This window comes from Chryseobacterium sp. GM_Chr_2, assembly GCF_026540445.1.
Classification (GTDB): Bacteria; Bacteroidota; Bacteroidia; order Flavobacteriales; family Weeksellaceae; genus Chryseobacterium.
Map to the genome: position 1 here is coordinate 201,050 of NZ_JALNUD010000003.1, position 24,026 is coordinate 225,075.

General features: G+C 34.5%; 22 protein-coding genes. 8 read left to right on the forward strand and 14 right to left on the reverse strand.

Annotated elements, in window-relative coordinates:
• Nucleotides 1–36 precede the first annotated feature (36 nt).
• From OXQ85_RS06480 to OXQ85_RS06490, 3 genes are all read right to left on the reverse strand, one after another.
• A complete protein-coding gene (locus OXQ85_RS06480) occupies nt 37–1,221 on the reverse strand; it encodes a sigma-54 dependent transcriptional regulator (RefSeq protein WP_267403004.1) in 1,185 nt (394 codons plus the stop codon).
• 57 nt (nt 1,222–1,278) lie between these two features.
• Complete coding sequence (locus OXQ85_RS06485) at nt 1,279–1,938, reverse strand: YggS family pyridoxal phosphate-dependent enzyme (protein ID WP_267403005.1); 660 nt, start codon at nt 1,936–1,938, stop codon at nt 1,279–1,281.
• 220 nt (nt 1,939–2,158) lie between these two features.
• On the reverse strand, nt 2,159–3,025 hold the full coding sequence (locus OXQ85_RS06490; protein WP_267403006.1) for a polysaccharide deacetylase family protein: 867 nt from the start codon (nt 3,023–3,025) through the stop codon (nt 2,159–2,161).
• Nucleotides 3,026–3,362: 337 nt separating this feature from the next.
• Here OXQ85_RS06490 and OXQ85_RS06495 point away from each other — a divergent pair, with 337 nt between their 5' ends.
• Both OXQ85_RS06495 and OXQ85_RS06500 read left to right on the forward strand, forming a co-directional pair.
• Nucleotides 3,363–3,932: a Crp/Fnr family transcriptional regulator gene (locus OXQ85_RS06495; protein WP_267403007.1), complete on the forward strand. Its 570-nt coding sequence runs from the start codon at nt 3,363–3,365 to the stop codon at nt 3,930–3,932.
• 89 nt (nt 3,933–4,021) lie between these two features.
• Nucleotides 4,022–4,699 (forward strand): type 1 glutamine amidotransferase domain-containing protein, encoded by a 678-nt coding sequence (locus OXQ85_RS06500; RefSeq protein ID WP_267403008.1) that lies wholly within the window; start codon nt 4,022–4,024, stop codon nt 4,697–4,699.
• A 58-nt stretch (nt 4,700–4,757) separates the two neighbouring features.
• Here OXQ85_RS06500 and OXQ85_RS06505 read toward each other — a convergent pair whose 3' ends face one another.
• From OXQ85_RS06505 to OXQ85_RS06515, 3 genes are all read right to left on the reverse strand, one after another.
• On the reverse strand, nt 4,758–7,604 hold the full coding sequence (locus OXQ85_RS06505) for a heavy metal translocating P-type ATPase (RefSeq protein WP_267403009.1): 2,847 nt from the start codon (nt 7,602–7,604) through the stop codon (nt 4,758–4,760).
• 186 nt (nt 7,605–7,790) lie between these two features.
• A complete protein-coding gene (locus tag OXQ85_RS06510; RefSeq protein WP_267403010.1) occupies nt 7,791–8,351 on the reverse strand; it encodes an AraC family transcriptional regulator in 561 nt (186 codons plus the stop codon).
• Nucleotides 8,348–8,749, reverse strand: coding sequence for a hotdog domain-containing protein (locus OXQ85_RS06515; RefSeq protein ID WP_267403011.1), 402 nt, complete (start codon nt 8,747–8,749; stop codon nt 8,348–8,350). The genes OXQ85_RS06510 and OXQ85_RS06515 overlap by 4 nt, the downstream gene beginning before the upstream one ends.
• Before the next feature lie 433 nt (nt 8,750–9,182).
• Between OXQ85_RS06515 and OXQ85_RS06520 the strand changes: the two genes are divergently transcribed.
• Complete coding sequence (locus OXQ85_RS06520) at nt 9,183–9,554, forward strand: RNA-binding protein (protein ID WP_267403012.1); 372 nt, start codon at nt 9,183–9,185, stop codon at nt 9,552–9,554.
• 194 nt (nt 9,555–9,748) lie between these two features.
• Nucleotides 9,749–10,507, forward strand: coding sequence for a bulb-type lectin domain-containing protein (locus OXQ85_RS06525; RefSeq protein WP_267403013.1), 759 nt, complete (start codon nt 9,749–9,751; stop codon nt 10,505–10,507).
• A gap of 40 nt (nt 10,508–10,547) precedes the next feature.
• Here the strand turns inward: OXQ85_RS06525 and OXQ85_RS06530 are convergent, their stop codons facing one another.
• Nucleotides 10,548–11,036, reverse strand: a complete 489-nt coding sequence (locus OXQ85_RS06530) for a BlaI/MecI/CopY family transcriptional regulator (protein WP_267403014.1) — start codon at nt 11,034–11,036, stop codon at nt 10,548–10,550.
• A gap of 9 nt (nt 11,037–11,045) precedes the next feature.
• The gene (locus OXQ85_RS06535; RefSeq protein WP_267403015.1) at nt 11,046–11,648 is read right to left on the reverse strand and encodes an ABC transporter permease; all 603 of its coding nucleotides are present in this window, start codon (nt 11,646–11,648) and stop codon (nt 11,046–11,048) included.
• 127 nt (nt 11,649–11,775) lie between these two features.
• Here OXQ85_RS06535 and pdhA point away from each other — a divergent pair, with 127 nt between their 5' ends.
• Together pdhA and OXQ85_RS06545 are read left to right on the forward strand one after the other, a co-directional pair.
• Nucleotides 11,776–12,780: a pyruvate dehydrogenase (acetyl-transferring) E1 component subunit alpha gene (gene pdhA, locus OXQ85_RS06540; protein WP_267403017.1), complete on the forward strand. Its 1,005-nt coding sequence runs from the start codon at nt 11,776–11,778 to the stop codon at nt 12,778–12,780.
• A gap of 95 nt (nt 12,781–12,875) precedes the next feature.
• On the forward strand, nt 12,876–14,474 hold the full coding sequence (locus tag OXQ85_RS06545; RefSeq protein ID WP_267403018.1) for a pyruvate dehydrogenase complex dihydrolipoamide acetyltransferase: 1,599 nt from the start codon (nt 12,876–12,878) through the stop codon (nt 14,472–14,474).
• Between the two features lie 145 nt (nt 14,475–14,619).
• Here OXQ85_RS06545 and rpe read toward each other — a convergent pair whose 3' ends face one another.
• Nucleotides 14,620–15,270 (reverse strand): ribulose-phosphate 3-epimerase, encoded by a 651-nt coding sequence (gene rpe / locus OXQ85_RS06550; protein WP_267403019.1) that lies wholly within the window; start codon nt 15,268–15,270, stop codon nt 14,620–14,622.
• Nucleotides 15,271–15,310: 40 nt separating this feature from the next.
• Complete coding sequence (locus tag OXQ85_RS06555) at nt 15,311–16,384, reverse strand: M42 family peptidase (protein WP_267403020.1); 1,074 nt, start codon at nt 16,382–16,384, stop codon at nt 15,311–15,313.
• A 51-nt stretch (nt 16,385–16,435) separates the two neighbouring features.
• Between OXQ85_RS06555 and OXQ85_RS06560 the strand changes: the two genes are divergently transcribed.
• Nucleotides 16,436–17,140: a DUF4294 domain-containing protein gene (locus OXQ85_RS06560; protein WP_267403021.1), complete on the forward strand. Its 705-nt coding sequence runs from the start codon at nt 16,436–16,438 to the stop codon at nt 17,138–17,140.
• A 31-nt stretch (nt 17,141–17,171) separates the two neighbouring features.
• On the opposite strand, the gene OXQ85_RS06565 is transcribed toward OXQ85_RS06560, so the two are convergent.
• Both OXQ85_RS06565 and mnmD read right to left on the reverse strand, forming a co-directional pair.
• Complete coding sequence (locus OXQ85_RS06565; protein ID WP_267403022.1) at nt 17,172–17,588, reverse strand: NUDIX domain-containing protein; 417 nt, start codon at nt 17,586–17,588, stop codon at nt 17,172–17,174.
• Nucleotides 17,589–17,799: 211 nt separating this feature from the next.
• Nucleotides 17,800–18,474 (reverse strand): tRNA (5-methylaminomethyl-2-thiouridine)(34)-methyltransferase MnmD, encoded by a 675-nt coding sequence (gene mnmD / locus OXQ85_RS06570; RefSeq protein WP_267403023.1) that lies wholly within the window; start codon nt 18,472–18,474, stop codon nt 17,800–17,802.
• An 84-nt stretch (nt 18,475–18,558) separates the two neighbouring features.
• Between mnmD and OXQ85_RS06575 the strand changes: the two genes are divergently transcribed.
• Complete coding sequence (locus tag OXQ85_RS06575; RefSeq protein ID WP_267403024.1) at nt 18,559–19,629, forward strand: branched-chain amino acid aminotransferase; 1,071 nt, start codon at nt 18,559–18,561, stop codon at nt 19,627–19,629.
• Nucleotides 19,630–19,742: 113 nt separating this feature from the next.
• Here the strand turns inward: OXQ85_RS06575 and OXQ85_RS06580 are convergent, their stop codons facing one another.
• Nucleotides 19,743–22,142 (reverse strand): ligase-associated DNA damage response DEXH box helicase, encoded by a 2,400-nt coding sequence (locus OXQ85_RS06580; RefSeq protein ID WP_267403255.1) that lies wholly within the window; start codon nt 22,140–22,142, stop codon nt 19,743–19,745.
• A 241-nt stretch (nt 22,143–22,383) separates the two neighbouring features.
• The gene (locus OXQ85_RS06585; protein ID WP_267403025.1) at nt 22,384–23,964 is read right to left on the reverse strand and encodes an ATP-dependent DNA ligase; all 1,581 of its coding nucleotides are present in this window, start codon (nt 23,962–23,964) and stop codon (nt 22,384–22,386) included.
• Nucleotides 23,965–24,026 lie beyond the last annotated feature (62 nt).

Consider the following 24,026-nt stretch of genomic DNA (forward strand, 5'->3'; position numbering starts at 1 on the left):
GCAAATTTTTATAATTTATTTTAAATAATAATTAAATTATTTCCTTACAAAACTTGCAACGTCTTCGGCGGATACAGTGCTTCCCCCTAAAATAATTAACCTTTCTACAACGTTTCTCAATTCCCTGATATTTCCAGTCCACGACAATGCTTTTAATGCATCAATAGCCTTATCATCAAATTTTTTCGATGCATTACCATGCTCGTCAGCGATCATTCCTGAGAAATGCTCTACCAATAACTGAATGTCTTCTTTTCTGTCATCCAATGGCGGAACGTAGATCTCGATTACAGAAAGTCTGTGATAAAGATCTTCTCTGAATCTCCCTGCTTCAATTTCTTTCTGCATATTCTTGTTGGTTGCCGCAAGCACTCTTACATCAACTTTTATTTCCTTATCGCTTCCCACAGGTGAAACCTTGCTTTCCTGTAATGCTCTCAAAACCTTTGCCTGAGCGATTAAGCTCATATCTCCGATCTCATCTAAGAAAATAGTACCTCCGTTAGCCTGCTCAAATTTTCCCTGCTTATCTTTAATAGCTCCCGTAAACGATCCTTTTACGTGACCGAAAAGTTCAGACTCAATAAGCTCAGACGGAATAGCCGCACAGTTTACCTCTACCATTGGGCCTCTTGCTCTTTCACTCTGATTGTGAATTGCGTGTGCTACCAATTCTTTTCCGGCTCCGTTAGGTCCCGTGATCAAAACTCTGGCGTCAGAAGCAGCTACTTTTTCGATCATATCCTGAATTTTCTGTAATTCAGAAGACTGACCGATCATCTGGTATTTTTTATTGACTTTTTTCTTTAATGTTTTGTTTTCAGTCTGAAGATTTTTGTTTTCTTTCTTCAAAGTTTCCTTTGCCAAAGCATTTTTTACGCTTGTAATCAAACGGTTGATGTCAATAGGCTTGGAAATGAAATCATAAGCGCCTTCTTTCAAGCAAGAAACTGCAGAGTCAATATCTGCGTGTCCTGAAATCATAATAAAAGTGGTTTCAGGTTTTAAAGCCATGCTTTGCTTTAAAAGTTCGGTACCCGAAAGTTTAGGCATTTTAATATCAGAAATTACCAACGCGAAGTCTTCTTTTTCAATATGTTTGTAGCCTTCCAGCCCGTCTTCGGCGATTACAAATTCATAATCACTCAGTTCGTCTGAAAGAATACTGTGAAGTACTCCCGAGATTGCTTTTTCGTCTTCTACAATAAGGATTTTTTGCATAGGTGCAAATTTAGATTTTTTTGATTGAATTATTAGCAAAAACTATACCTAAATCTTTTATTTTGAATAATCTCTTCTACCAAAAATTGCCGAACCTACACGAACGGAATTAGCGCCCGCTTCAATGGCAATCGGGAAATCCTCACTCATTCCCATTGATAATGTTTGTAAAGATTTTAGTTGATTTAATTCATCAAAAATTCTTTTTAGTATTAAAAATTCCTTTTTAACCTGGTTTTTATCGTCTGTAAAGGTTGCCATTCCCATTAAACCTGTGATTTCCACATTTGAAAATTGTCCGTTGATGTATTTTTGAAACAAATTTCTCGCCTCTTCAATCTCCAAACCGAATTTTGTATCTTCTTCAGCAATTTTTACCTGAAGCAATACTTTAATCGTTCGGCTATGTTTTCCGGCTTCTTTATTAATTTCCAACAGCAATTTCTCAGAATCTACACTTTGGATAGTATCTACAAACTCCGCAATATATTTCACTTTATTCGTTTGTAAATGCCCAATCAGATGCCATTGAATATCTTTGGGAAGAAACGGATATTTTTCCACAACTTCCTGAACTTTATTTTCACCAAACACTCTTTGTCCAAGATCATACACTTCCTGAATCGCCGAAACCGGATGTGTTTTTGAAACCGCAACCAACTGAACATCGGAAGGAAGTTGGCTTTTTATATCGTTGTAATTTTCCTGAATACTCATAATTGCAAATTTCTGAATTTTAAAAGCAAAAAACGAATGAAATGTGAATTTAGTTGATGGTTTATGGTTCTTAGTTGTTTGATTATAGGATTTCACTAAAAAAAATGCTTCGATAAAGCCAGTAAGACATTGCTCTAAATTTTCCGCTAAAATATAACGGATAGTATTAGAAATGTCATGCTGGAGCAAAGTCGAAGCATCTGTATTTTAAATCAAGAAATTAATTTAAAATTTCATTAATCTCAGGATATTTTGAAATTTTTCTAAAGACAAATCGGTTGGTTTTCTGCAACTTTTCAATAAATAGGTCTAATTCATTAATAGAATCAGCATCGGTTAAATATTGATCGTGGGTAAGAAAAACAAGATGTCTTGATGTTTTTTCCAGATCATTGAAAAATATACTGTCGACCTTTTTTAGCATGGCTTCATGACTACCTTTTAAAGCCATTTTATTGGTAGGTTTCCATTCCAAATCCCAACCCACTACTTTGTATCCAGCTTGTTTTAATCTGTTGGCAGCCTGTGTTGAACTTTTAATATCGGTAACGTTAATATTTTTCAGTCTCCAGATATTTCTTCCGGGCGTTCTTGCAATTTTATCATACAGCTTTAAACTGTCTCTTGCTGCATCAAAATCTCGGACAACAGCTTCATAATTTTGATAAAAATCGCTGTATTTGTTGTGTGCGTGTGTAAAGCTATGATTAGCCAATTCGATCAATGGATCCTTCTTTAAAAGTTCCATATCGTCTTTTTGCTTTTTACTGCCATAAGCATGCTGTCCGACTACGAAAGCAGTGGCAACAACATTTCTTTTATTAAGGATTTTGAGAAGGTTTTCTGTTCCCTGATTTGGACCGTCATCAAATGTAAGATAAATCACTCTTTTATCAGTAACTACACTTTCATCATCAGCATTGGGGACAATTTTTGCGTCGGGATAATTATTTGAAATCAGGCTTTCTGAATCTTTTTTGTCGATTTGTCGGTTACAACCGTTAAGTATAATTGAAGTTGCACTCATCAATGCAATCATCCCAAGAAAAGTCTTGTTTCTAGACTTTTCCGCAAAAGTTTTTCTCATAAAATTTGAAAGGAATTTGTGTTGTTAAAATCTGTTAAATTTCCTGCTGAATTTTGATCAAATTATATGCCATGTTTTCATTAATTTTCACTTTTTAAGGATATTTTAATAACTTTATTTTGAGTGGTTTTTACCTGAAAAATGATTATGATTTATATAAACATTTTATGATTAAAAATTGATAAAAAGATCTTTAATAAAATGTTAAAAAAAAATCAAAATACCAGTTTATGATAATTGATTTGTAAAGGGTTTTATTTTAAAATTTTAATTTCTTTACTTTATCTAAAGGAGTTTGATTCGTATATTTGAGTCATTAGAAAATATTCAGATCCTGATGAGTGCAGAACTGCGAAAACATTTTGAAGAAATAGTACCTCTTACCGATGAAGAATTTGAATATGTAAATTCTTTTTTCAAGTTTAAAAAGCTTAAAAAACATCAATATTTAATACAGGAAAATGAACAGGTAACTCATATTTATTTTGTCATCAAAGGTCTTTTGAAAGCTTCTTTCATCGATCAGGAAGGCAAAGAGCATATTGCTCAGTTTGCGATGGAGGATTGGTGGGTTTCAGATTTTAATTCATTTTATAATAATATGCCGTCTGTAATGACGATTGATTGTCTAGAAGATGTGGAATTGGTTTATATTTCAAAAGAAAATTTAGAGAAAATATGTGCTGAAAATCATAAGATAGAGCATTTCTTCAGGCTAAAAAATAGTTTTGGTTATGTCGCGTTGCAGCAGAGAATTTTATCATTGCTTACCACTAATGCTAAAGAACGTTTTGAGCAGTTTTCTCTTCAGTATCCGCAGCTTCTTCAAAGAATTTCTAAAACGATTATTGCTTCTTATTTGGGTGTTTCAAGGGAAACTTTAAGTAGAATTTCGAATAAATTGTGACATTCATCACAGAAAATATGTGACTTTTGTCCTGTTTTAAATTCACGAATAGCACCAACTTTGTACTATTAATTAATAAAAATAGTAAAATGAACAAAAAAGTTTTATTTGTGCTTACGAGCCACGACGAATTAGGAAATACAGGATTAAAAACAGGATTTTGGACGGAAGAACTTGCCGCCCCTTATTATGCTTTATCAGACAAAGGCGTAGAAATTACGATTGCTTCTCCAAAAGGAGGTCTGCCGCCTATCGATCCTAAAAGTGAAGATCCTGCCTCTCAGACAGATGCTACGCGAAGAATGGATAATGATGCCGTTTTGAAGAATAAATTAGAAAACACGCTTGTGCTTTCCAGCGTTGACAGTAAAGATTATGATGCTGTATTTTATCCCGGAGGTCACGGGCCGTTATGGGATTTGGCTGAAGATCAGTTTTCTCAACAGTTAATCGTAGATTTTTACACGAGCAATAAACCTGTTGGATTTGTATGTCACGCTCCGGGTGTTCTGAAAGATGTAAAAATCGATGGAGAATATTTGGTGAAAGGTAAAAATGTAACCGGATTTACCAATACAGAGGAAGATGCTGTTCAATTGACGGATATTGTTCCTTTTTTGGTGGAAGATATGTTGAAAAATAATGGAGGAAATTATAGCAAAATAGCAGACTGGAATCCTTATGCTGTAGTAGACGGAACATTGGTGACAGGGCAAAATCCTGCTTCTTCAGAGAAAGTTGCAGAAGAATTATTAAAGCTTTTGTAATAACAAGAACATATTAAAAAAATTCCCCGAAAATTATCTTTCGGGGAATTTTTTGTATTTAATTTTTTACATTTAAATCTACAGAATTGAGTCGTAAAGAATTTAGAATCACAGATAAAGAACTGCAACTCATCGCCGCCGCGGCAATCATTGGTGATAAAAGAATTCCGAAGAAAGGATATAATAATCCTGCCGCAATCGGAACGCCTAAAATATTATAAATAAAAGCAAAAAACAGATTTTCCTTTATATTTTTCAGAAGTTTTTCGCTTAGTAACTTCGCTTTCGCAACACCTAAAATATCACCTTTTAGTAAAGTAATTTCGGCACTTTCAATAGCAACATCGGTTCCAGTTCCCATCGCGATTCCAATATTGGCTTGTGCAAGGGCAGGAGAGTCATTGATGCCATCGCCGGTCATTGCAACGATTTTTCCTTGTTGTTGCAGTTTTTTAACTTCATTTAATTTATCTTCGGGATGACAATTGGCTTTAAAATGTTTGATTCCCAACTCGTCTGCCACAGCTTTCGCGGTATGTTCATTATCTCCGGTCATCATGATTACATCGATTCCTTCGCTTAATAGTTGCTGAACCGCTTTTTTAGAACTTCCTTTGATTTTATCCGTAAAACTAATAAACCCCAACACTTCATTTTCCTTAGCAACATAAGAAATTGTATGTGCTTTTTCTTGAACTTTAATTGCCTTTTGCTTTAAATTTTCGGGAATTGTAATTTGATGAGAAGTCAATAAACTTTCGTTTCCAAGATAAACAGTTTTTCCATGTATATTTCCTTTTACGCCTTTTCCAGAAATATTTTCAAATTGCTCAACTTTTTCTGCTGAAATATTTTCGTCTTGAGCCTTTTTAATCACCGCATTTGACAACGGATGTTCTGAATTTTGATTTAAAGAATAGGCTAATTTTAAGATTGAATTCTGATCATTATTAATCATTTCAATATGTTCTACAGAAGGTTTTCCTTCCGTTAAAGTTCCTGTTTTATCGGTAATCAGAACATTCACTTTATTCATTTGTTCGAGAGCTTCGGCATTTTTAATTAAAATACCATTTTTTGCGCCTTTACCAATTCCGACCATCAAAGACATCGGCGTTGCCAAACCTAAAGCACACGGACAAGCCACAATTAAAACAGCCACGGCATTAATAAATGCAAATAATGTTTTTTGACCTTCGGGACCGAAAAATTGCCATAAAATAAAGGTAAGAATAGCAATTAAAATAACAGTGGGAACAAAAACTTTTGCCACTTTATCCGTCAGTTTCTGAATCGGCGCTTTGCTTCGGCTGGCTTCGTTTACCATTTTTATGATTTGTGAAAGTAAGGTTTCATCACCTACTTTTTCAGCTTTCATAATAAAAACCTGATTTCCGTTGATAGTTCCGGAAGAAACTTTATCGTCAATACTTTTCTCAACAGGAATCGGTTCGCCCGTGATCATGCTTTCGTCAACATAAGAATTTCCTTCTGTAATTTTTCCGTCAACCGGAATTTTTTCGCCGGGTTTTACTTTTAATAAATCACCAATTTTAACCTGGGAAAGCAATACTTTTTTTTCTTCTCCATTAATGATAAGATTAGCTTCATCGGGAGATAAATTCATCAGTTCACGAATGGCATTCCCTGTTTTCTTATGCGCAGCAGCTTCCATCAACTGACCTAAAATCACCAATGTTAAAATCACACAAACAGCTTCAAAATACAAAGGAATTTCATGATTATGACCACGAATTTCATGCGGAATAATATCTGGAAAAGCCAAAGCAACAATGCTGAAAATGAACGCGGCGGCAACTCCCAAAACAATTAAACTGAACATATTTAAGTTCCAAGTTTTGAAGGAAATCCAGCCTCTTTTCATCAAAAACCAACCTGAATAAAATAGAATAGGAAGTGTTAAAATCAATTCAAAAATTCCCTGAACTTGATAAGAAAAAGGAAAGTTAATAAACATTCCGCCCATCGAAAGAATGAAAACGGGAATGGTGAAACCTAAAGAAATGAAGAATTTTTTCTTTAAAATATTGTACGTTTCGTCCTCTTCATTGTCCTTGTCAGGCATTCTGACTAAATCCATCCCACAAATTGGGCAATCGCCTGGTTCATACTGAACAATTTCCGGATGCATTGGACAAGTGTATTTTGCAATTTTTTTCTCAGGATATTTCACCAAATCCATTCCGCAAACAGGGCATCCAACATTGCTGTCGTACACTTTGTCTCCTTCACAATACATCGGACAATAATACTTTCCTGCCATTTCATCCGTTACTTTTGATGCTTCGTGATGATGGTGACTATGATCACGAGAATGATTGTGTGAATGAGTTTCTGCATTTTTAACCAAATCTTCGGTTATTTCCTCTAAATGCATATGACAAACGGGGCAGCCCACATTGCTGTCGTAAACTTTATCGCTTTCACAAAACATCGGACAGTAATATTTTCCGATATTATCTTTAAAATTTTCGGGAAGATTTGTTTTAGAATAGGTAGGTTTAAAATTGGGGTCTTTGGCTAATTTTTCCTCAATCGGAACCAAAAACATATTACAGGTCGGACATCTTTTTCCTTGTTGAAAGTACACTTTATCGCCTTCACATTCCATCGGACAATAATAAACCGAAGAAGGTGAAACCCTGTCTTGTGGCTTGATGAAAGCTTTATCTGGATTATTCGGATCTTCTAATTTATAATTTCCGATTTCTTCTAACGCTTTATTTAAAGTATTTAATTCAAATTCTTTCTCGGAAGAAATGGTTGCGGTGTTGCTTTCCAAATTAATTTCCGCTTTTATACCTTCAATGCTGTTCAGTTTTTCAGAAATCTTTTTCTGACAACCAGAACAGGTCATTCCGAGGATTTTATATTGTTTGTTCATGATCCTTTTAATTTATACTACAAATTTCCAACATGCAAATGGAAACGTGTTATAAATATAAGGAATAAGTTTACAGAATTTTGTTTAGGCTTTGTGTGGGAGTGCTTTTAGGGTATTAGAATATGAGAGTTTGCGTGTATCTGGGTTAACTCAAAAACTCTAAAACCCTACAACACTCAAACTCAATTAAACTTGGTCAAGTGGTTTTCTATTGTGTACTTTAAGTTTTTTAAACTCAGTAGGAGTGAAGCCTGTGCTATTTCGGAATTGAGAAGATAAGTGCTGAACGCTTTTATAACCCAATTTTCCTGCGATTTCTGTTAAAGTGAATTCATTATAAAGAAGCAACTCTTTTACCTTTTCAATTTTTTGAAGAATAAAAAACTGCTCTAAAGTAATATTTTCGTTTTGTGAAAATGTTTTGGAAAGCGAACTGTAATCTTTGTGAAGTTTTGAACTTAAAAACTCGGATAAAAGAAAATTTTCATCAATATCCAATTCGCTGATTTTTACAATAATCAGATTTTTAATTTTCTCAATAAGTTGATGAGCAGAGTCTTTTATTCTTTCAAAACCACTTTTCTGTAAGCATTTTTCTAACACTTGCAAGTTCGTTTCTGAAATTTCTGACTCTGTTTCAACTTCACCAAGATTAATATTTTTAACCTTAATATTATTATCATTAAAAATATTTTCAACAGCAGAAATACATCTGCCGCAGACCATATTTTTTATAAAGATTTTCATATAGAATCTTTGTTGCTTAATCGGTCTTTCACAAATTCTACCTGTGTTTTTCCGTGTGGTGCCGGATTTCCATCCTGATCAAGATTTACCATTACAATTCTGTCGACCGTGATAATAGTCTGGTGTGTCATTTTATTTCGTACTTCACAAGCCAAAGTAAGCGATGTGGAACCGAATTTTGTCACTTCAATTCCGATTTCGATAATATCGCCTTGTTTTGCTGAACTTACAAAGTTGATTTCCGAAATAAATTTTGTTACCACTTTTTTATTTTCAAGCTGAATCACGGCATATAAAGCCGCTTCTTCATCAATCCATTGTAATAATCTTCCTCCAAAAAGTGATTGGTTTGGGTTTAAATCTTCTGGTTTTACCCATTTTCTAGTGTGATAGTTCATAATTTGAATTTTTCTGCTGCAAATTTAGCTTTAAAAACTGGCTTTATCAAAGGATTTGTATTTAGTTATTAAAAGAAAGTGATTTATTTTCTCAATGAGTTTTATTTTAACTAAAACCTGAACTAAAATACCATGAAAACTAGGTAAAAAGGATTTTTATTTAAATAAATATAGGAGAGAATTATTATAATTATATGCTGATTATTGATTTTTTAACGAATATTCATAAATATTTATTGATAAATTAATACTATTTAACAAAATAAAAAATAAGCTGAAAATTATATTGAAATTATTTTTAAAAATGTTTTGATTTGAAATTAATAATTGTATCTTGCAGCTGTTTATATTTGGAATCAATATTTGTTCATTAATTTATGTTGTTTTTCTTTTATATACCAAATTATTATTAATTATTTAATTTTTTTTTAAAATGAACATTTTTGTTTCAAACATCAATTACGCAACAAAAGAATATGAGTTGCACGATTTATTTGCAGAATTTGGCGATGTAGCATCAGCTAAAATTGTATTAGACAGAGAAACTGGTCGCTCAAGAGGATTTGGTTTTGTTGAAATGGGTGATGAAGAAGGAGCACAAGCTATTGACGCTCTTAACCAGAAAGAATTTAACGGAAAAACACTTAACGTATCTGAGGCTAAGCCAAGAGAAGAGAAGCCAAGAAGAAGTTTCGATAACAACAGAGGTGGTGGTTATGGAAACAACAGAGGCGGAAACGGAGGTGGAAGCTATGGCGGTGGAAACCGTGGTGGCGGAAACAACGGCGGAGGAAAACGTTGGTAAAAAATAGAAGCGGTCTTTTAAGATCGCTTTTTTAATTATTAAGAAGTTGTAGGTTTCTGCAGCTTCTTTTTGTATAATTCAAAAATGAGAAAATTTAATTCTACTAATAATCATTTAATTAATAATTAATTCTTGATACGTTATTATTTTTGGCATACTTTTAGAAAACTTTTGAGTTATAAAAAATTTATAAAATGAGAAAATATATATTTACGGCATTCTTTATGTCTTTAGGATTTTTTCTTAATGCACAAAGTATTTACAGAGGACAGAATATTGATCAAAATAGAAAATATTGGGCTGATGATAAGAGATCTTACCTAATTTTTCAAAATGATGGAAATTTAGTTTTTTATAATAGAGTTGGAAAAGCAATCTGGGATTCTAAAACGACGAACAGAGGTGCTAAAGCTGTATTCCAGGATGATGGAAACTTAGTAGTTTATACGAATCGAAATGGTGTGGCATTCTCATCGAATACTGGAGGAAGAAATGCAGATCGATTAGCGATACAAGATGATGGTAATCTTGTAATTTATAATAGAAATAACCCTTTATGGGCTTCTAATACCAATAAAAATAGTAATGGAAATGGTAACAAATGGGGTTTTAGGGGAGAAAGTGGAAGTGTAAATCCGGGATATGAGTTCAGAAGAAATAATAAAGTATATTCTTCTAATCGTAATTTTTATCTGGTATTCCAGAATGATGGAAATTTAGTATTGTCAAGAAATAACGGACAAGCGATTTGGTCTACACAGACAACGAATAAGGCAAGCAAAGCAGAATTTCAAGATGATGGAAATCTTGTAGTGTATGATTCTTATAATAAAGCCGTTTGGAGCTCCAATTCATCAAGACGAGGTGCCACTAGATTAGATATTCAGAATGATGGAAATTTAGTTATTTATCAAAACTCTTCTCCAATTTGGAGCTCAGGAACCGGTAGATAAGTTAATATACAAAACGCATTACAAAAAGTAATGCGTTTTTCTATTTTAAATCTTTTTTCTTCTTTTTCTTTTTGTCTTTATCTTTTTCCTTCTTTTTATCTTTTTTAGGATTTAAGATTTCGTTGGCGAATTCGAATTCAGGTTCTTTTGCTTTAACTTTTACAGGTTTTATCTCTATTTTAAGATCAAAGTACCCTTTAAGATCTTCCTGAGAAATCATTTTTTCATTAAATAAAAATTCCAAGATCTCTTTACCTGAATCATTAAAGAAATTTAGGGAAAGTTCTTTAATTAAGAATTTTTTATACTCTTCGAAAGGCACAACTACAGAATATTTGAAGATTCTTCCTTGTTTTTCAGTTGATAAATATCCCTTTTCAACCAATATTTTCACATAAGTAGAAACGGTATTTTGATGCGGTTTCGGCTCCGGATGCTGTTCCATAACGTCCTTTAAATAAAAGGAATCCAGCTTCCAAAGCAATTTCATTAAGTTTTCTTCCGCCGCTGTTAGATGATTTATTTTCATGTTAAATTCTTAATGTTGAAACTGTATATTGCAATAAAGGTAAAGAAAAGATACCATAAAAGCAATTGCAGCGCCCATAAATACTTCTTTCGGAGTGTGTCTTTTTAAAATAATTCGTGTAATGCCAACCAAAGCAGCAATTCCCAACCAGGCAGTTCCAAATGTTGTATTTAATGAAAAAAACAAAGCCGCAACAAATATATTAAAAGCTGTATGCATAGAGCTTTTGATGAAATAATTACTGATCTGTAATGCTAAAAGAAGTATTAAAATAAATAACATTACTAGATCAATGAGCCCGTTTTTAAAATAATTAAAGCCAATGTAAGCGATTACACAAATTCCTATAAAAATATACAGTGTCTTTCTCTGAACCCGATTAGAAACATCCATATTCGTGTATCTTCCTGTTTTTACATTCCACACCAACCAAACAATTACCGGAACAATAATCATCAGTAAAATTGGAAGAAAATAGGTGAGAGAATTGTGAAATGATGAATTTCTAAGGCTCGAATACAAGAAAAATATAAACAATGAAACCAAAGGATTGAAAAAATCTGAAATAATTTTTGAAATTTTATGTACTGCTGAAGGCTGTTTTTCTTCCATATTTAAGTTTGATGATGTAAATATAACACTATAAGCAAAAAAACAATTGGTATGTATACAATAAAAACAAAGTTTTTTTTATAATTTTGCTCTACTATTTCATAATAAATAAGCAAGAGCTCAACACATGAAAGAATTTTCTAAAGAGGTATACCTGAAGTGGTATGAAGATATGACAATGTGGAGAAGGTTTGAAGACAAATGCCGTTCTCTTTATCTAAAGCAAAAAATCAGAGGTTTTTTACATTTGTATAACGGTCAGGAGGCTATCCCTGCTGGTTTCGCGCATGCAATGGATTTAACTAAAGACAGTATGATCACTGCTTACAGATGCCACATTCACCCGATGGCAATGGGAGTAGATCCTAAAAGAATCATGGCAGAACTTTGTGGCAAGGCTACAGGTACGTCAGGAGGTATGGGGGGATCTATGCACATTTTCAGCAAGGAGCACCGTTTTTACGGAGGTCATGGTATTGTAGGAGGTCAGATTCCTTTGGGAGCAGGTATTGCTTTCGCAGATAAATATTATGACAGAAAAGCAGTAAACATCTGTTTCTTCGGAGACGGAGCTGCTAGACAGGGATCATTACATGAAACGTTTAACATGGCGATGAACTGGAAGCTTCCGGTAATCTTCGTTGTAGAAAACAACCAATATGCAATGGGAACTTCTGTAAAAAGAACAGCTAATCACGAAGATATCTACAAATTAGGATTAGGATACGAAATGCCTTGTCTTGCTGTAGATGCTATGGATCCTGAAAAAGTAGCTGAAGCTGCTTACGAAGCTATCGAAAGAGCGAGAAGAGGAGATGGGCCAACTTTCATCGAGGCTAGAACGTACCGTTATAGAGGTCACTCAATGTCCGATGCAGAGCCTTACAGATCTAAAGAAGAAGTGGCAGTTCATAAAAATGATGACCCTATCGAATTGATTAAACAAAGAATTTTATCAAACGGATGGGCTACTGAAGCAGAATTGGATACTACAGAAAATAAATCCAGAGATTTTGTTGAAGAGTGTGTAGAATTTATGGAAAATTCTCCTTACCCGGATGCAGAGAAAGTATATGAATATGTATACGCTCAGGAAGATTATCCATTCTTAGATAAATTTGAAAATCAATAATAATTTGCTGATACGATGATATGATAGGTTACAACAATCTTTCACTTTTCTTATCATCACATCATCCACATTAACAAATTAATACATATTAAATTATGGCAGAAGTTATTACAATGCCACGTCTTTCCGATACAATGACGGAAGGAAAAGTGGCTAAATGGCATAAAAAAGTAGGAGACAAGGTAAAGGAAGGAGATATTTTAGCTGAAATTGAAACGGATAAAGCGGTTCAGGATTTCGAATCTGAAGTTGAAGGAACTCTTTTATACGTTGGTGTAGAAGAAGGTAACGCGGCTGTTGTAGATTCAGTTTTAGCGATTATCGGTAAAGAAGGAGAAGATATTTCAGGATTAACAGGTGGTGCTGCTGCTCCCAGTGCTTCTGAAGATAAAAAAGAAGAGCCTAAAGCAGAAACTGCTGTTGCTGCTCCGGAAGCTTCGGCTGAAGTTCCTGCAGGAGTAGAAGTTATTACCATGCCAAGACTTTCTGATACTATGACAGAAGGTAAAGTGGCTAAATGGCACAAAAACGTTGGCGATACAGTAAAAGAAGGTGATCTTCTTGCTGAGATCGAAACAGATAAAGCGGTTCAGGATTTCGAATCTGAATTCAATGGAGTATTATTAAAGCAAGGTGTTGAAGAAGGAGGAGCTGCTCCTGTAGATTCAGTATTGGCAATTATCGGCCCTGCAGGAACAGATGTTTCTGGTGTACGGGCTGCAAAACCGGCTGCTGCTTCATCAGAGAAACCAGCTGAACAAAAAACGGAAGCTAAAGCAGAAGAAAAAGCGGCTCCGGCTGCAAGTGCGTCATCTTCAGACAGAGTTGCAATTTCTCCATTAGCGAAGAAAATGGCTCAGGATAAAGGTGTTGACATTAATTCTGTACAAGGTTCTGGTGAAAACGGAAGAATCGTTAAAAAAGATATTGAAAATTATCAGCCATCTGCGAAAACAGCGGCTTCAGCTCCGGCGGCAAGTGCTGCTGCTCAGGTTGCGGTAAGCTTCGTTCAGGGTGAAGATACAGAATCTCAGAATTCACAAGTAAGAAATATTATCGCTAAGCGTCTTTCTGAAAGTAAATTCTCTGCACCTCACTATTATCTGATGGTTGAAATCAATATGGATAAAGCGATTGAGGCTAGAAAAGAGATCAACTCTTTACCGGATACTAAAATTTCTTTCAACGATATGATTATTAAAGCGACTGCTGTTGCTTTAAGAAAACACCCGCAGGTAAATTCAAGCTGGGCAGGTGATAAGATCATTCACAGAGGAAATATCAACATCGGTGTAGCGGTTGCAATTCCTGACGGACTGGTAGTTCCTGTTCTTAAGAATACAGACCAGATGACTTATACTCAGATTTCAGCTGCTGTAAAAGATATGGCTGGAAGAGCGAAGAACAAAGGTCTTAAAGCTAACGAAATGGAAGGTTCTACATTCTCAATCTCAAACTTGGGTATGTTCGGAATTGAAACTTTCACAAGTATCATCAACCAACCGAATGCTGCTATCCTTTCAGTAGGAGCAATTATCGAGAAGCCTGTTGTGAAAAACGGACAAATCGTAGTTGGAAACATCATGAAGCTTTCATTAGCTTGTGACCACAGAGTGGTAGACGGTGCTACTGGTGCTCAGTTCTTACAAACTTTAAAAACATATTTAGAAAGCCCTTTAACTTTGTTACTGTAATTTCTAAAGTTTTAAATAATAGTAAAACGCTTCTCTTTTTGAGGAGCGTTTTTTCTTGTAAAGTGGTTGTTGATTTGCCTAAAAATTAAAATCTCTATAAAAATGATATTTCATAGAGGTTTATTAAGTTGATATTTAATTATAACTAAATTTTCAGAAGCTCTATCGTTCTTTCAGGGCTTTCAGAGGAGAAAACAGCATTTCCGGCTACTAAAACATCAGCTCCGGCATCGAATAGTTTTCCGGCATTGTCGATATTTACGCCACCATCTACTTCAATTAATGCCGTTGAATTATTGCTCACGATTAAATCTTTGGTTTCAGCAATTTTCTTGTACGTATTCTCAATAAATTTCTGGCCTCCAAAACCTGGATTTACACTCATTAATAATACCAAATCTACATCTGCAATAATATCTTCCAACATCAGAACGGGAGTAGAAGGATTCAAAACAACACCAGCTTTTGCACCTTTACTCTGAATGAGGTGAATCGTTTTGTGAAGGTGAGTGCAAGCTTCGTAATGAACAGAAACCAAGTCTGCACCGTGATCGATAAATTCTTCAACATATTTTTCGGGCTCAACAATCATTAAGTGAACATCAACAAACTTTTTAGCATGTTGCTGCACCGTTTTCATAACAGGAAATCCAAATGAAATGTTAGGGACAAATCTTCCGTCCATCACATCCACATGGAACCAGTCAGCCTGAGAATTATTCAGCATCTCGATATCTCTTTGCAGGTTCCCAAAGTCTGCGGATAAAAGGGAAGGAGCAATAAGCTTCGTTTTCATTTTTACTTTTTATACTTTTAACTTGTCTCTTTTTACTTTATTAATGATACTTTAGTTTCATTTCTGGCTTTATCTTCAGAAGTGTTTCGTAGATTAATTTAATTACATTTCCTACATCTTCTTTAGAAACCATTTCTACCGTTGTATGCATATAACGTAATGGAAGTGAGATTAATGCACTCGGAACTCCACCGTTAGAATGTGCAAAAGCATCTGTGTCGGTTCCTGTAGCTCTGCTCGCCGCTGCTCTCTGGAAAGGAATTTCTTTCTTTTTAGCTGTATCAATGATTAATTCTCGAATGGTATGATGAATACTTGGAGCAAAGAAAACCACTGGCCCGTCACCACATTTTTGGTCGCCTTCTTTTTTCTTTTCGATCATCGGCGTTGTGGTGTCGTGAGTAACGTCTGTAACGATGGCAATATTCGGTTTAATGGTATCTGCAATCATATCCGCTCCATACAAACCAACTTCTTCCTGAACGGAATTTGTAATATACAATCCGAACGGAAGCGTTTTTTTGTTCTCTTTTAACAATCTTGCTACTTCAGCGATCATAAATCCTCCGATTCTGTTATCTAAAGCTCTGCAAACGAAGTATCTGTCATTCATTTCAAAGAATTCATCAGGATAAGTTATCATGCATCCTACATAAATTCCCAGTTCTTCTACTTCTTTTTTTGAGGTTGCTCCACAATCGATGAAAATATTTTCAATCTTGGGAGTCGGTTCGTTTTGATTTCCTCTTGTGTGAATAGCTGGCCATCCGAAAACTCCTTTTACAATTCCTTTCTCACCATGAATGTGAACCACTTTCGATGGAGCGATTGTTTGGTCTGAACCTCCGTTTCGGATAACATAGATTAAGCCATCATCGGTAATGTAATTTACGTACCATGAAATTTCATCGGCGTGGGCTTCAATAACCACTTTAAATTCCGCTTCAGGATTGATGATTCCATAGCAGGTTCCATAATGATCTATTTCGATTTTATCAACATACGGTCTGATATAATCCATCCAGACTTCCTGCCCTTTATGCTCATAACCAGTCGGTGAAGATGTATTTAGATATTTTTCTAAAAATTTTAAAGATTTCTTTTCAAATTTCATAAAAAGGAATGATTTTTGCGTTCAATTTTTGTTCTAATACGCGTAAAAATAATGAATTTTAGTAAGATTATTTGTCTTTTTCTCTTCTTTTTTGGAGTCAGTATTTTTGGTCAGACAGATTCGGTTATTGCCAAACCGTTGAGCCAATATCCTCCTGAGCTTCTAAAAGTAGATGAATTTGGGAAAAAATATTATTACGACGAAAGGCAGAAGATGAGGGTGTATGATATTAATGGGGAGACTGTAGTTGTAATGGATGAGTTGGTTTTGGTGAACAGGCCAAAGTTTAACAATCAGTTGGATAGAAACTATTATTATTTCCTCAATAAAAAATTATACCGAGTATATCCTCTCTTTGTAACTGCTTTGCAACAATATCGGGATATACAGAAAGATATGAATGATCTTGACAGTAAAGCAAAAAGAAAATACGTTCGTGAAAGACAGAATATGTTGGCTGAGCAATACGAAAAGCAATTGAGAGACCTTACAACAACAGAAGGACAGGTTTTTGCTAAGCTAATGAACAGAGCTACCGGAAAAAACGTATATGAAATTATAAAAGAGTTAAGAGGCGGATTTAGTGCGTTTTGGTGGAATTTAAAAGGTAAAATGGCGGATATTAATTTAAAAGATGAATATAATCCGCATAAAAACAGAACCGATGAGTTCTTAGAATCATTGCTTCAATCCAACTGGAATTCCGGTTATCTTCAGCCTTATCCCGGGGCTAATCAATTCAGAGTATCGAGATAATGATCTATCATAAAAAAAATTCCTGTATATTTTACAGGAATTTTTCTTTTAATTTATCAAAAACAATTTTGTCTATAGGAAGTACAAAAGGATTATTAGGTCTGTCGATTTCTATCCATTCCGTTCTTTCGATACAAGGATCCAAAATCAGGAAATCTTCTTCATTCACAATATTTACAATATAATATATAGTAAGCAACTGTTCATTCTCTTTGAAACGCGATACCAGAAAATCTTCCTGAGTATAAAAATGTTCCACGATATCTACTTTCACATTCAGTTCCTCATCAAACTCCCGATGTAAGCATTCTAACAGTCCTTCTCCATATTCAAGTCCGCCGCCGGGAAATTTCATTAAAGCTTCACCAGCATACTCTTCAAATAATGTTAAAACTCTTTTATCCTTTACAGCGCATGCATAAACCCTAATGTTTATCTTATCTATCATATATAATAATTTGTAAAGCTAATGTAGGGAAAATTTGCGGGATGAAGGGAGCTGAATGTTGGAAGTTTTACTACAACCTACTTTTTATCATTAAATTTTTTTAAGATCCGCCCACCTTAATATATATTTATAGCATTACATAAAAAAACAAAACTAATCAACAGTTAGTAATAAACTTCCATCACCTATCCTCCAGCTTCCAGCCTACAACCTATAACTTCACCGCATTAATCATCTCTCTTTTTCCGGGAGGTCCCTGTTTCTTTTCTACTTTAAAATCGAGCTCCTGAAGAATTCTTCTTACACTTCCTTTAGAAGAGTAGGTTGTTAATAATGCATTAACTGCCATTTTGTCGGAAACTAGCTCAAATAAAGGCTTTTCCCAAAGATCGGGCTGCACTCTCGCTCCGAAGCAATCAAAATAAACAAGGTTAATTTTAGGTAAATCTATCGTATTCAGGTCGAAAAAGTCACATTTTATCTTTTTAAGATTAAAATTACTAACAATTTCTACTGACTTTTCCCACTCTGCCAGATGAATTTTTTGATAAATATTTTTAAATTCCGGGTTATCAAAAAGTTCAAAATATGCCAAATCGTTCATTTCCGATTCATTTATCGGATATTTTTCGAGCGTAAAATAGTTGATGACATGATTTTTGTCAGTTTCTAAATGTTCATTAATTGTCACCAAAACGTTTAAACCTGTTCCAAAACCAAGCTCTAAAATGTTGATTTCGTAATCATTTATTAAATTTAGTCCATTTTTGATAAACACATGTTCTGCTTCCTGAAGGGCACCATGATGCGAATGATAGTTTTCATTTAAATCATTGATAAACAATGTTTTACTTCCGTCGTTTGTGGTTTTAATTTCTCTTTTCAAGCTATTTTTTTACAAATTTACTTCAAAATTTTTATATTTAGAAAATTATGTTAAATTTGTAGAACATCATAAAAAATTTTAGAAATGATAATTCAAAAAACTGAAAACTCCAGAATTTCTACATTCGACCCAAACAATTTTTCATTCGGAAATACTTTTATTGATCACATGATCATTTGTGAGTACGAAGATGGAAAGTGGGGTGATGTGAAATTAGTTCCTTACGGTCCTATTCCTTTTACACCTGCCATGATGGGAGTAAATTACGGACAAGCTTGTTTTGAAGGTATGAAAGCCTATAAAGACAAAGACGGGCAGGTTTTCCTTTTCAGGCCTGAAAAGAATTTTGAACGTATCAATAAGTCTGCAAAACGTCTTGCAATGCCTGAGGTAACGGAAGAAATGTTTTTGGAAGGATTAAAAGCATTGGTAGACATCGATAGAGACTGGATTCCTCAAGGAGAAGGGATGTCTTTATACATCAGACCTTTGATCTTCGCTACAGAAGAAGCTTTGAAAGCTAGAGTTTCTAATAAATATATGTTTGCTATCGTAGCAACACCTGCAAAAATGTATTATACAGAGCCTGTTTCTGTAAAAATTTCTGATCATTATTCAAGAGCAGCAAGCGGTGGTGTAGGTTCTGCAAAAGCTGCAGGTAACTATGCGGCATCTTTCTACCCAACTCAGTTGGCGATTGAAGAAGGATATGAGCAAATTATCTGGACAGATGATGCTACTCACGAATATTTCGAGGAAAGTGGAACAATGAACGTATTTGTAAGAATCAACGATACGATTTTCACGCCTCCAACTTCTGAGAAAATTCTTGACGGTGTTACAAGAGACAGCTTTATTCAATTGGCTAAGAAAAGAGGAATTGAAGTAAAAGTCGAGCCAATAAAAGTAGCCGATGTAGTTGAAGCGCAGAAAAACGGAACTTTAAAAGAAGTTTGGGGAGTTGGAACTGCTGTGGTAACAACAGTATTCCAAGCTTTGGGTCACAATGGTGAAAAATTAGAATTGCCTAAACTTTCTGACGAAGAAAGTTATGCGGTAATCCTTAAAAATGATTTGGTTGATCTTCAAACTAACCTTTCTGAAGATTCATTCGGATGGAGAGTTTTGGTAGACCACGTTTTGGAAACAGTTTAATTTTAAACTTAAAAATACTATAGAAAGTCGGAAATTTTTTCCGGCTTTTTTGTTTTTAGTGTCCCGTCCTAAAATAAGTTGATACAAAATAGTATTACGTGATGTAATATTTATTACTTGTTTTTCTTTGCTTGCTGTATCAATTTTTGGATTCTCGCATCCAATCCTTCGCTGGAAAGCGTTTGTCTTAAGCTGTCCACTTTTATCGGAAAGCTCAATGGAGTAAACGTATTGGCAAATTTCAAAATAATTTTTGATTTTTCAATTCGTTTAAACGCTTCAACTAGTCTTTGTTCCTGCAGTTGAGCGTTAAAAACCTCTGTATACGCCTGCCGTACCAAAAAATGATTAGGATCATAATTTTCCAACACTTTAAAAATCAATCCGGCAGAACTTTGTAAAGATTTATTAGAACGTTGTTTTCCGGCATAGTTTTGAATCACCATTCCGGAAATTACAGCAATATCCCTAAATTTTCTTCGTGCCATTTCAGCAGCATTAATACTTGAAATAACATCAATCATCAGGTTTTCTCTAGTTAAAATTTTGCTTAGATTTTCTTCATTTAACGGAATTTCTTTATCGCTGAATAATTCAAAACCATAATCATTCATCGCCATAGAAAAGGAAATAGGAGCGAGCTTTGAAATACGGTAAGCAATTAAAGCTGCCATTACTTCATGCACTAGTCGACCTTCAAACGGGTACATAAATAAATGGTAACCTTCTCGGTTTTTAATCAGTTCAACCAAAAATTCATCGTCTTTTGGAATATGTGAACGTTCTTCCTGATTAATTAATAATGGATGTAAAAATTTCAGTTCCTTTTCCGATGATTTAGAATTTAAAGCTCCTGATAATTTTTCCCTTAAAAAATGTCCTAAATTGGAACTCAACGGTAACCTTCCGCCTAGATAACTCGGTGCAAATGCTTTTCCTTTTGAAGCTCTCACAAAAACGGTCATATCTTTGATCATAGCGACTTCCAAAACTCTTCCAGCTAATATAAATTTTTCTTCCTTTTTCAGTTTTGAAATAAAATATTCTTCTACCATTCCGATATAGCCTCCTGAAATAAATTTCACTTTCAACATTGCATCGCTGACGATAACGCCCATATTCATTCGGTGAAGCATTGCAATTTTTCGTGAAGTGACTTTATATAATCCATCTTCCATAATGACAATTTTATGGAATTCCTCATAGCTTTTTAAAACACTTCCACCAATAGTGAGAAAATCGAGAATATTTTTCCATTCATCATCGGTCATTTCTTGAAAGGCATATACTTTTTTAATCCTTTCATACAATTCGTCAGGATAAAATCCGTCACCAATAGCTAACGTCATTAAAAACTGAACCAAAACATCAAAGCATAAAACCTGTGGCTCACGAGGTTCAATGACTTTCTGTTTTACTGCTTCTTTCAAAGCTGCAACTTCAATAAGTTCCAGAGAATGGGTGGGAACACAATAAATTTTTGATGTTTCAAAAGGCGAGTGGCCGCTTCTTCCTGCACGTTGTAAAAATCTTGCAACTCCTTTGGCTGAACCAATTTGTATGACAGTATCAACAGGTTTAAAATCAATTCCCAAATCAAGAGACGAAGTAGAAACCACTGCTTTTAATTTTCCAGAACTTAGGTTTTCTTCGATCCAAATTCGTAAATGAGCATCAATAGAACTGTGATGAATAGCGATTTGCCCTGCAAAATCTGGATAAGCATTCAATAATAATTGATACCACATTTCGCTCTGACTTCGGGTATTTGTAAAAACAATCGTAGATTTTGACTCTAAAATGATCGGAACTACTTTGTCAGCCAGTTTTTGTCCAAGATGTCCAGCCCACGGTAAAATTTCAACTTCATCAGGGAAAACCGGAAGAATTTCTATCTTTTTCTGTTCTTTTGCGGTAATTTTTGTTTTTTTGATGTCATAAGGAATCAAAACTTCCATGGCTTCATCAAGGTTTCCAATGGTTGCTGTAATTCCCCATATTTTTATTTTAGGAACATATTTTGTCAGTTGAGAAATGCCTAATTCTACCATGACGCCACGTTTTGAACCTAATAATTCATGCCATTCATCAACGACAATTGTTTTTAATTCTTTAAAAAATCTTTCGTGATTTTTCTGTGCTAAAAGCAAATGCAAACTTTCAGGTGTAACTACAAGAATTTCAGGCATATTTCTCACCTGCTGCTGACGAATTTTAGGGTCTGTATCTCCATTTCGTACACCAACCACCCAATCTAAGCCTATTTCGTCAATCGCTTCCTGCATTGCTTTGGCAATATCTTTTGAAAGGGAACGAAGTGGAGTGATCCAGATCATTTGTAATCCCTTTTTATAATTTTCGGGATGGTTTAAAAAATTCGTCAGTAAAGCTAGAAATACGGAAAATGTTTTTCCAAAACCCGTTGGAGCTACCACCATTCCGCTATAACCGTTTTCAAATTTCTGCCAGGTATCAATTTGAAATTTAAAAGGGGAAATACCTTTATCGGCCATCCATTGTTGAATGACTGTGAATCCGTTGGTATTTTCAAAAGTCGCCAAATTATTTTGTTTTTGATTTTTAACGCTAAGTTCACAAGGATATTTTTAACATATTCTCTGTATATTCTAACCGCAAAGGCGTTCCATTCAGCCAAGGCTTATTGTTATCATTTGCTGAACGAAGTGCCTTTGCGATCGAAAAATAATTTCAAAGTGTTAAAATAAACCTCTGAGAACTTAGCGTTTATATAATTTATTGTATTAATTTTTTAATTTCTTCAATATCATCAATTTCGTCTACCGTTTTATCTTTTCGCCAACGTACAATTCTGGGAAACCGCAATGCGACACCACTTTTATGACGGTTGCTAAAACCAATGCCTTCAAAGGCAATTTCAAAAACAAGTTCCGCTTTTACAGTTCGAACAGGTCCAAATTTTTCAATTGCATTTTTGTTAACAAACTTGCTGACTTCCATAATTTCTTTGTCTGTAAGTCCGGAATAGGCTTTTGCGATGGTTACCAGTTTGTCATCTTTTTTCACCGCAAAAGTATAATCTGTATAGTAGGCACTTCTTCGTCCACTTCCTTTTTGAGCGTAAATTAGCACAGCATCAATGGTTAAAGGATTGATTTTCCATTTCCACCAATCACCTTTTTTCCTGCCAGAATGATAGGGGGAATTTTTTTGTTTTAACATTAAACCTTCGCTGTTAATTTCTCTCGAATTCTCTCTGATTTGATTTAAATCTTCCCAGTTTTCAAACTCGATAACCGGAGAAATTTTTATGTTTTCGGGATTTTCATTTAACAATAATTCTTCCAACATTGCCCGTCTAGAAGCTATGGACTTCTCCCGAAGATCATTATTTTCAAGTTCCAAAAGATCATAAGTGAAAACTTCAATTGGTATTTCGGAAAGCATTTTTTTAGTTAATGTTTTTCTGTTTAATCTCTTTTGTAATTCATTAAAATTTAAAACCTTACCATCCTTTACCGCAAGTATTTCTCCATCTACAACAAAATTACCTTTCATGTTCTGAACCGTTTCTTTGATTTCAGGAAATTGCTCTGTGATCAATTCTTCGCCTCTTGACCAGATAAAAACTTCGTCGTTTCTGCGAATAATCTGCCCGCGAATGCCATCCCATTTGTATTCGATTTGCCATTCTTCAGGAGTTCCCAGTTCGTTTAATTCTTTTTCTAAAGGATAAGCCAAACAAAAAGGATACGGTTTTGAATTGTCTGGATTAATTTTTTCCGCTGAAATCAATTCTTTAAATGAAATTTCGTCAGGTTGCCATTTCCCCATTAGACTATGCGTCAGAGCACTGGATTCCTGTCCTGAAAATTTGGTTAATGCGTTAATTAATGTTTTATCTGAAACTCCAATTCTGAAACTTCCACCAAGTAATTTATTGAAAATCAATCGTTCTGTATAATCTAAACCATTCCACGAATTCAATACGAATTCTTTTTTCTCAACATCTGTTTTATTTTTTAGATCAATAATATCATTCATCCATTCGGATAGTGATTTTTCAATTTTTTCCGTTGGAGGTGGTAAAATCAATGAAAGCGTTTCACCCAGATCTCCAACAGAAGAATAGCTTTCTTGAAACAGCCAAAATGGTAATTTTGTGATTTCTAGCGCCCATTCTTTCATATAGTTTGTATTCACATTTCGCTTCGGTCTTTTGCCTGTAAATAAAGCAATAAACCATAGTTTATCCTCATCTGGAGCTCGTTCCAGATAGTCAATAATCGCATCAATTTTGGCATTGGTTTTATTGGTGCTTTCCAAAGCGTTGATCAGTTCAGCAAAATGTTTCATTTGTTTATTTTTTTGTTTTGGTCAGCTTTACCGTTTGAATTTATCTTGAGCCTGTCGAAGGG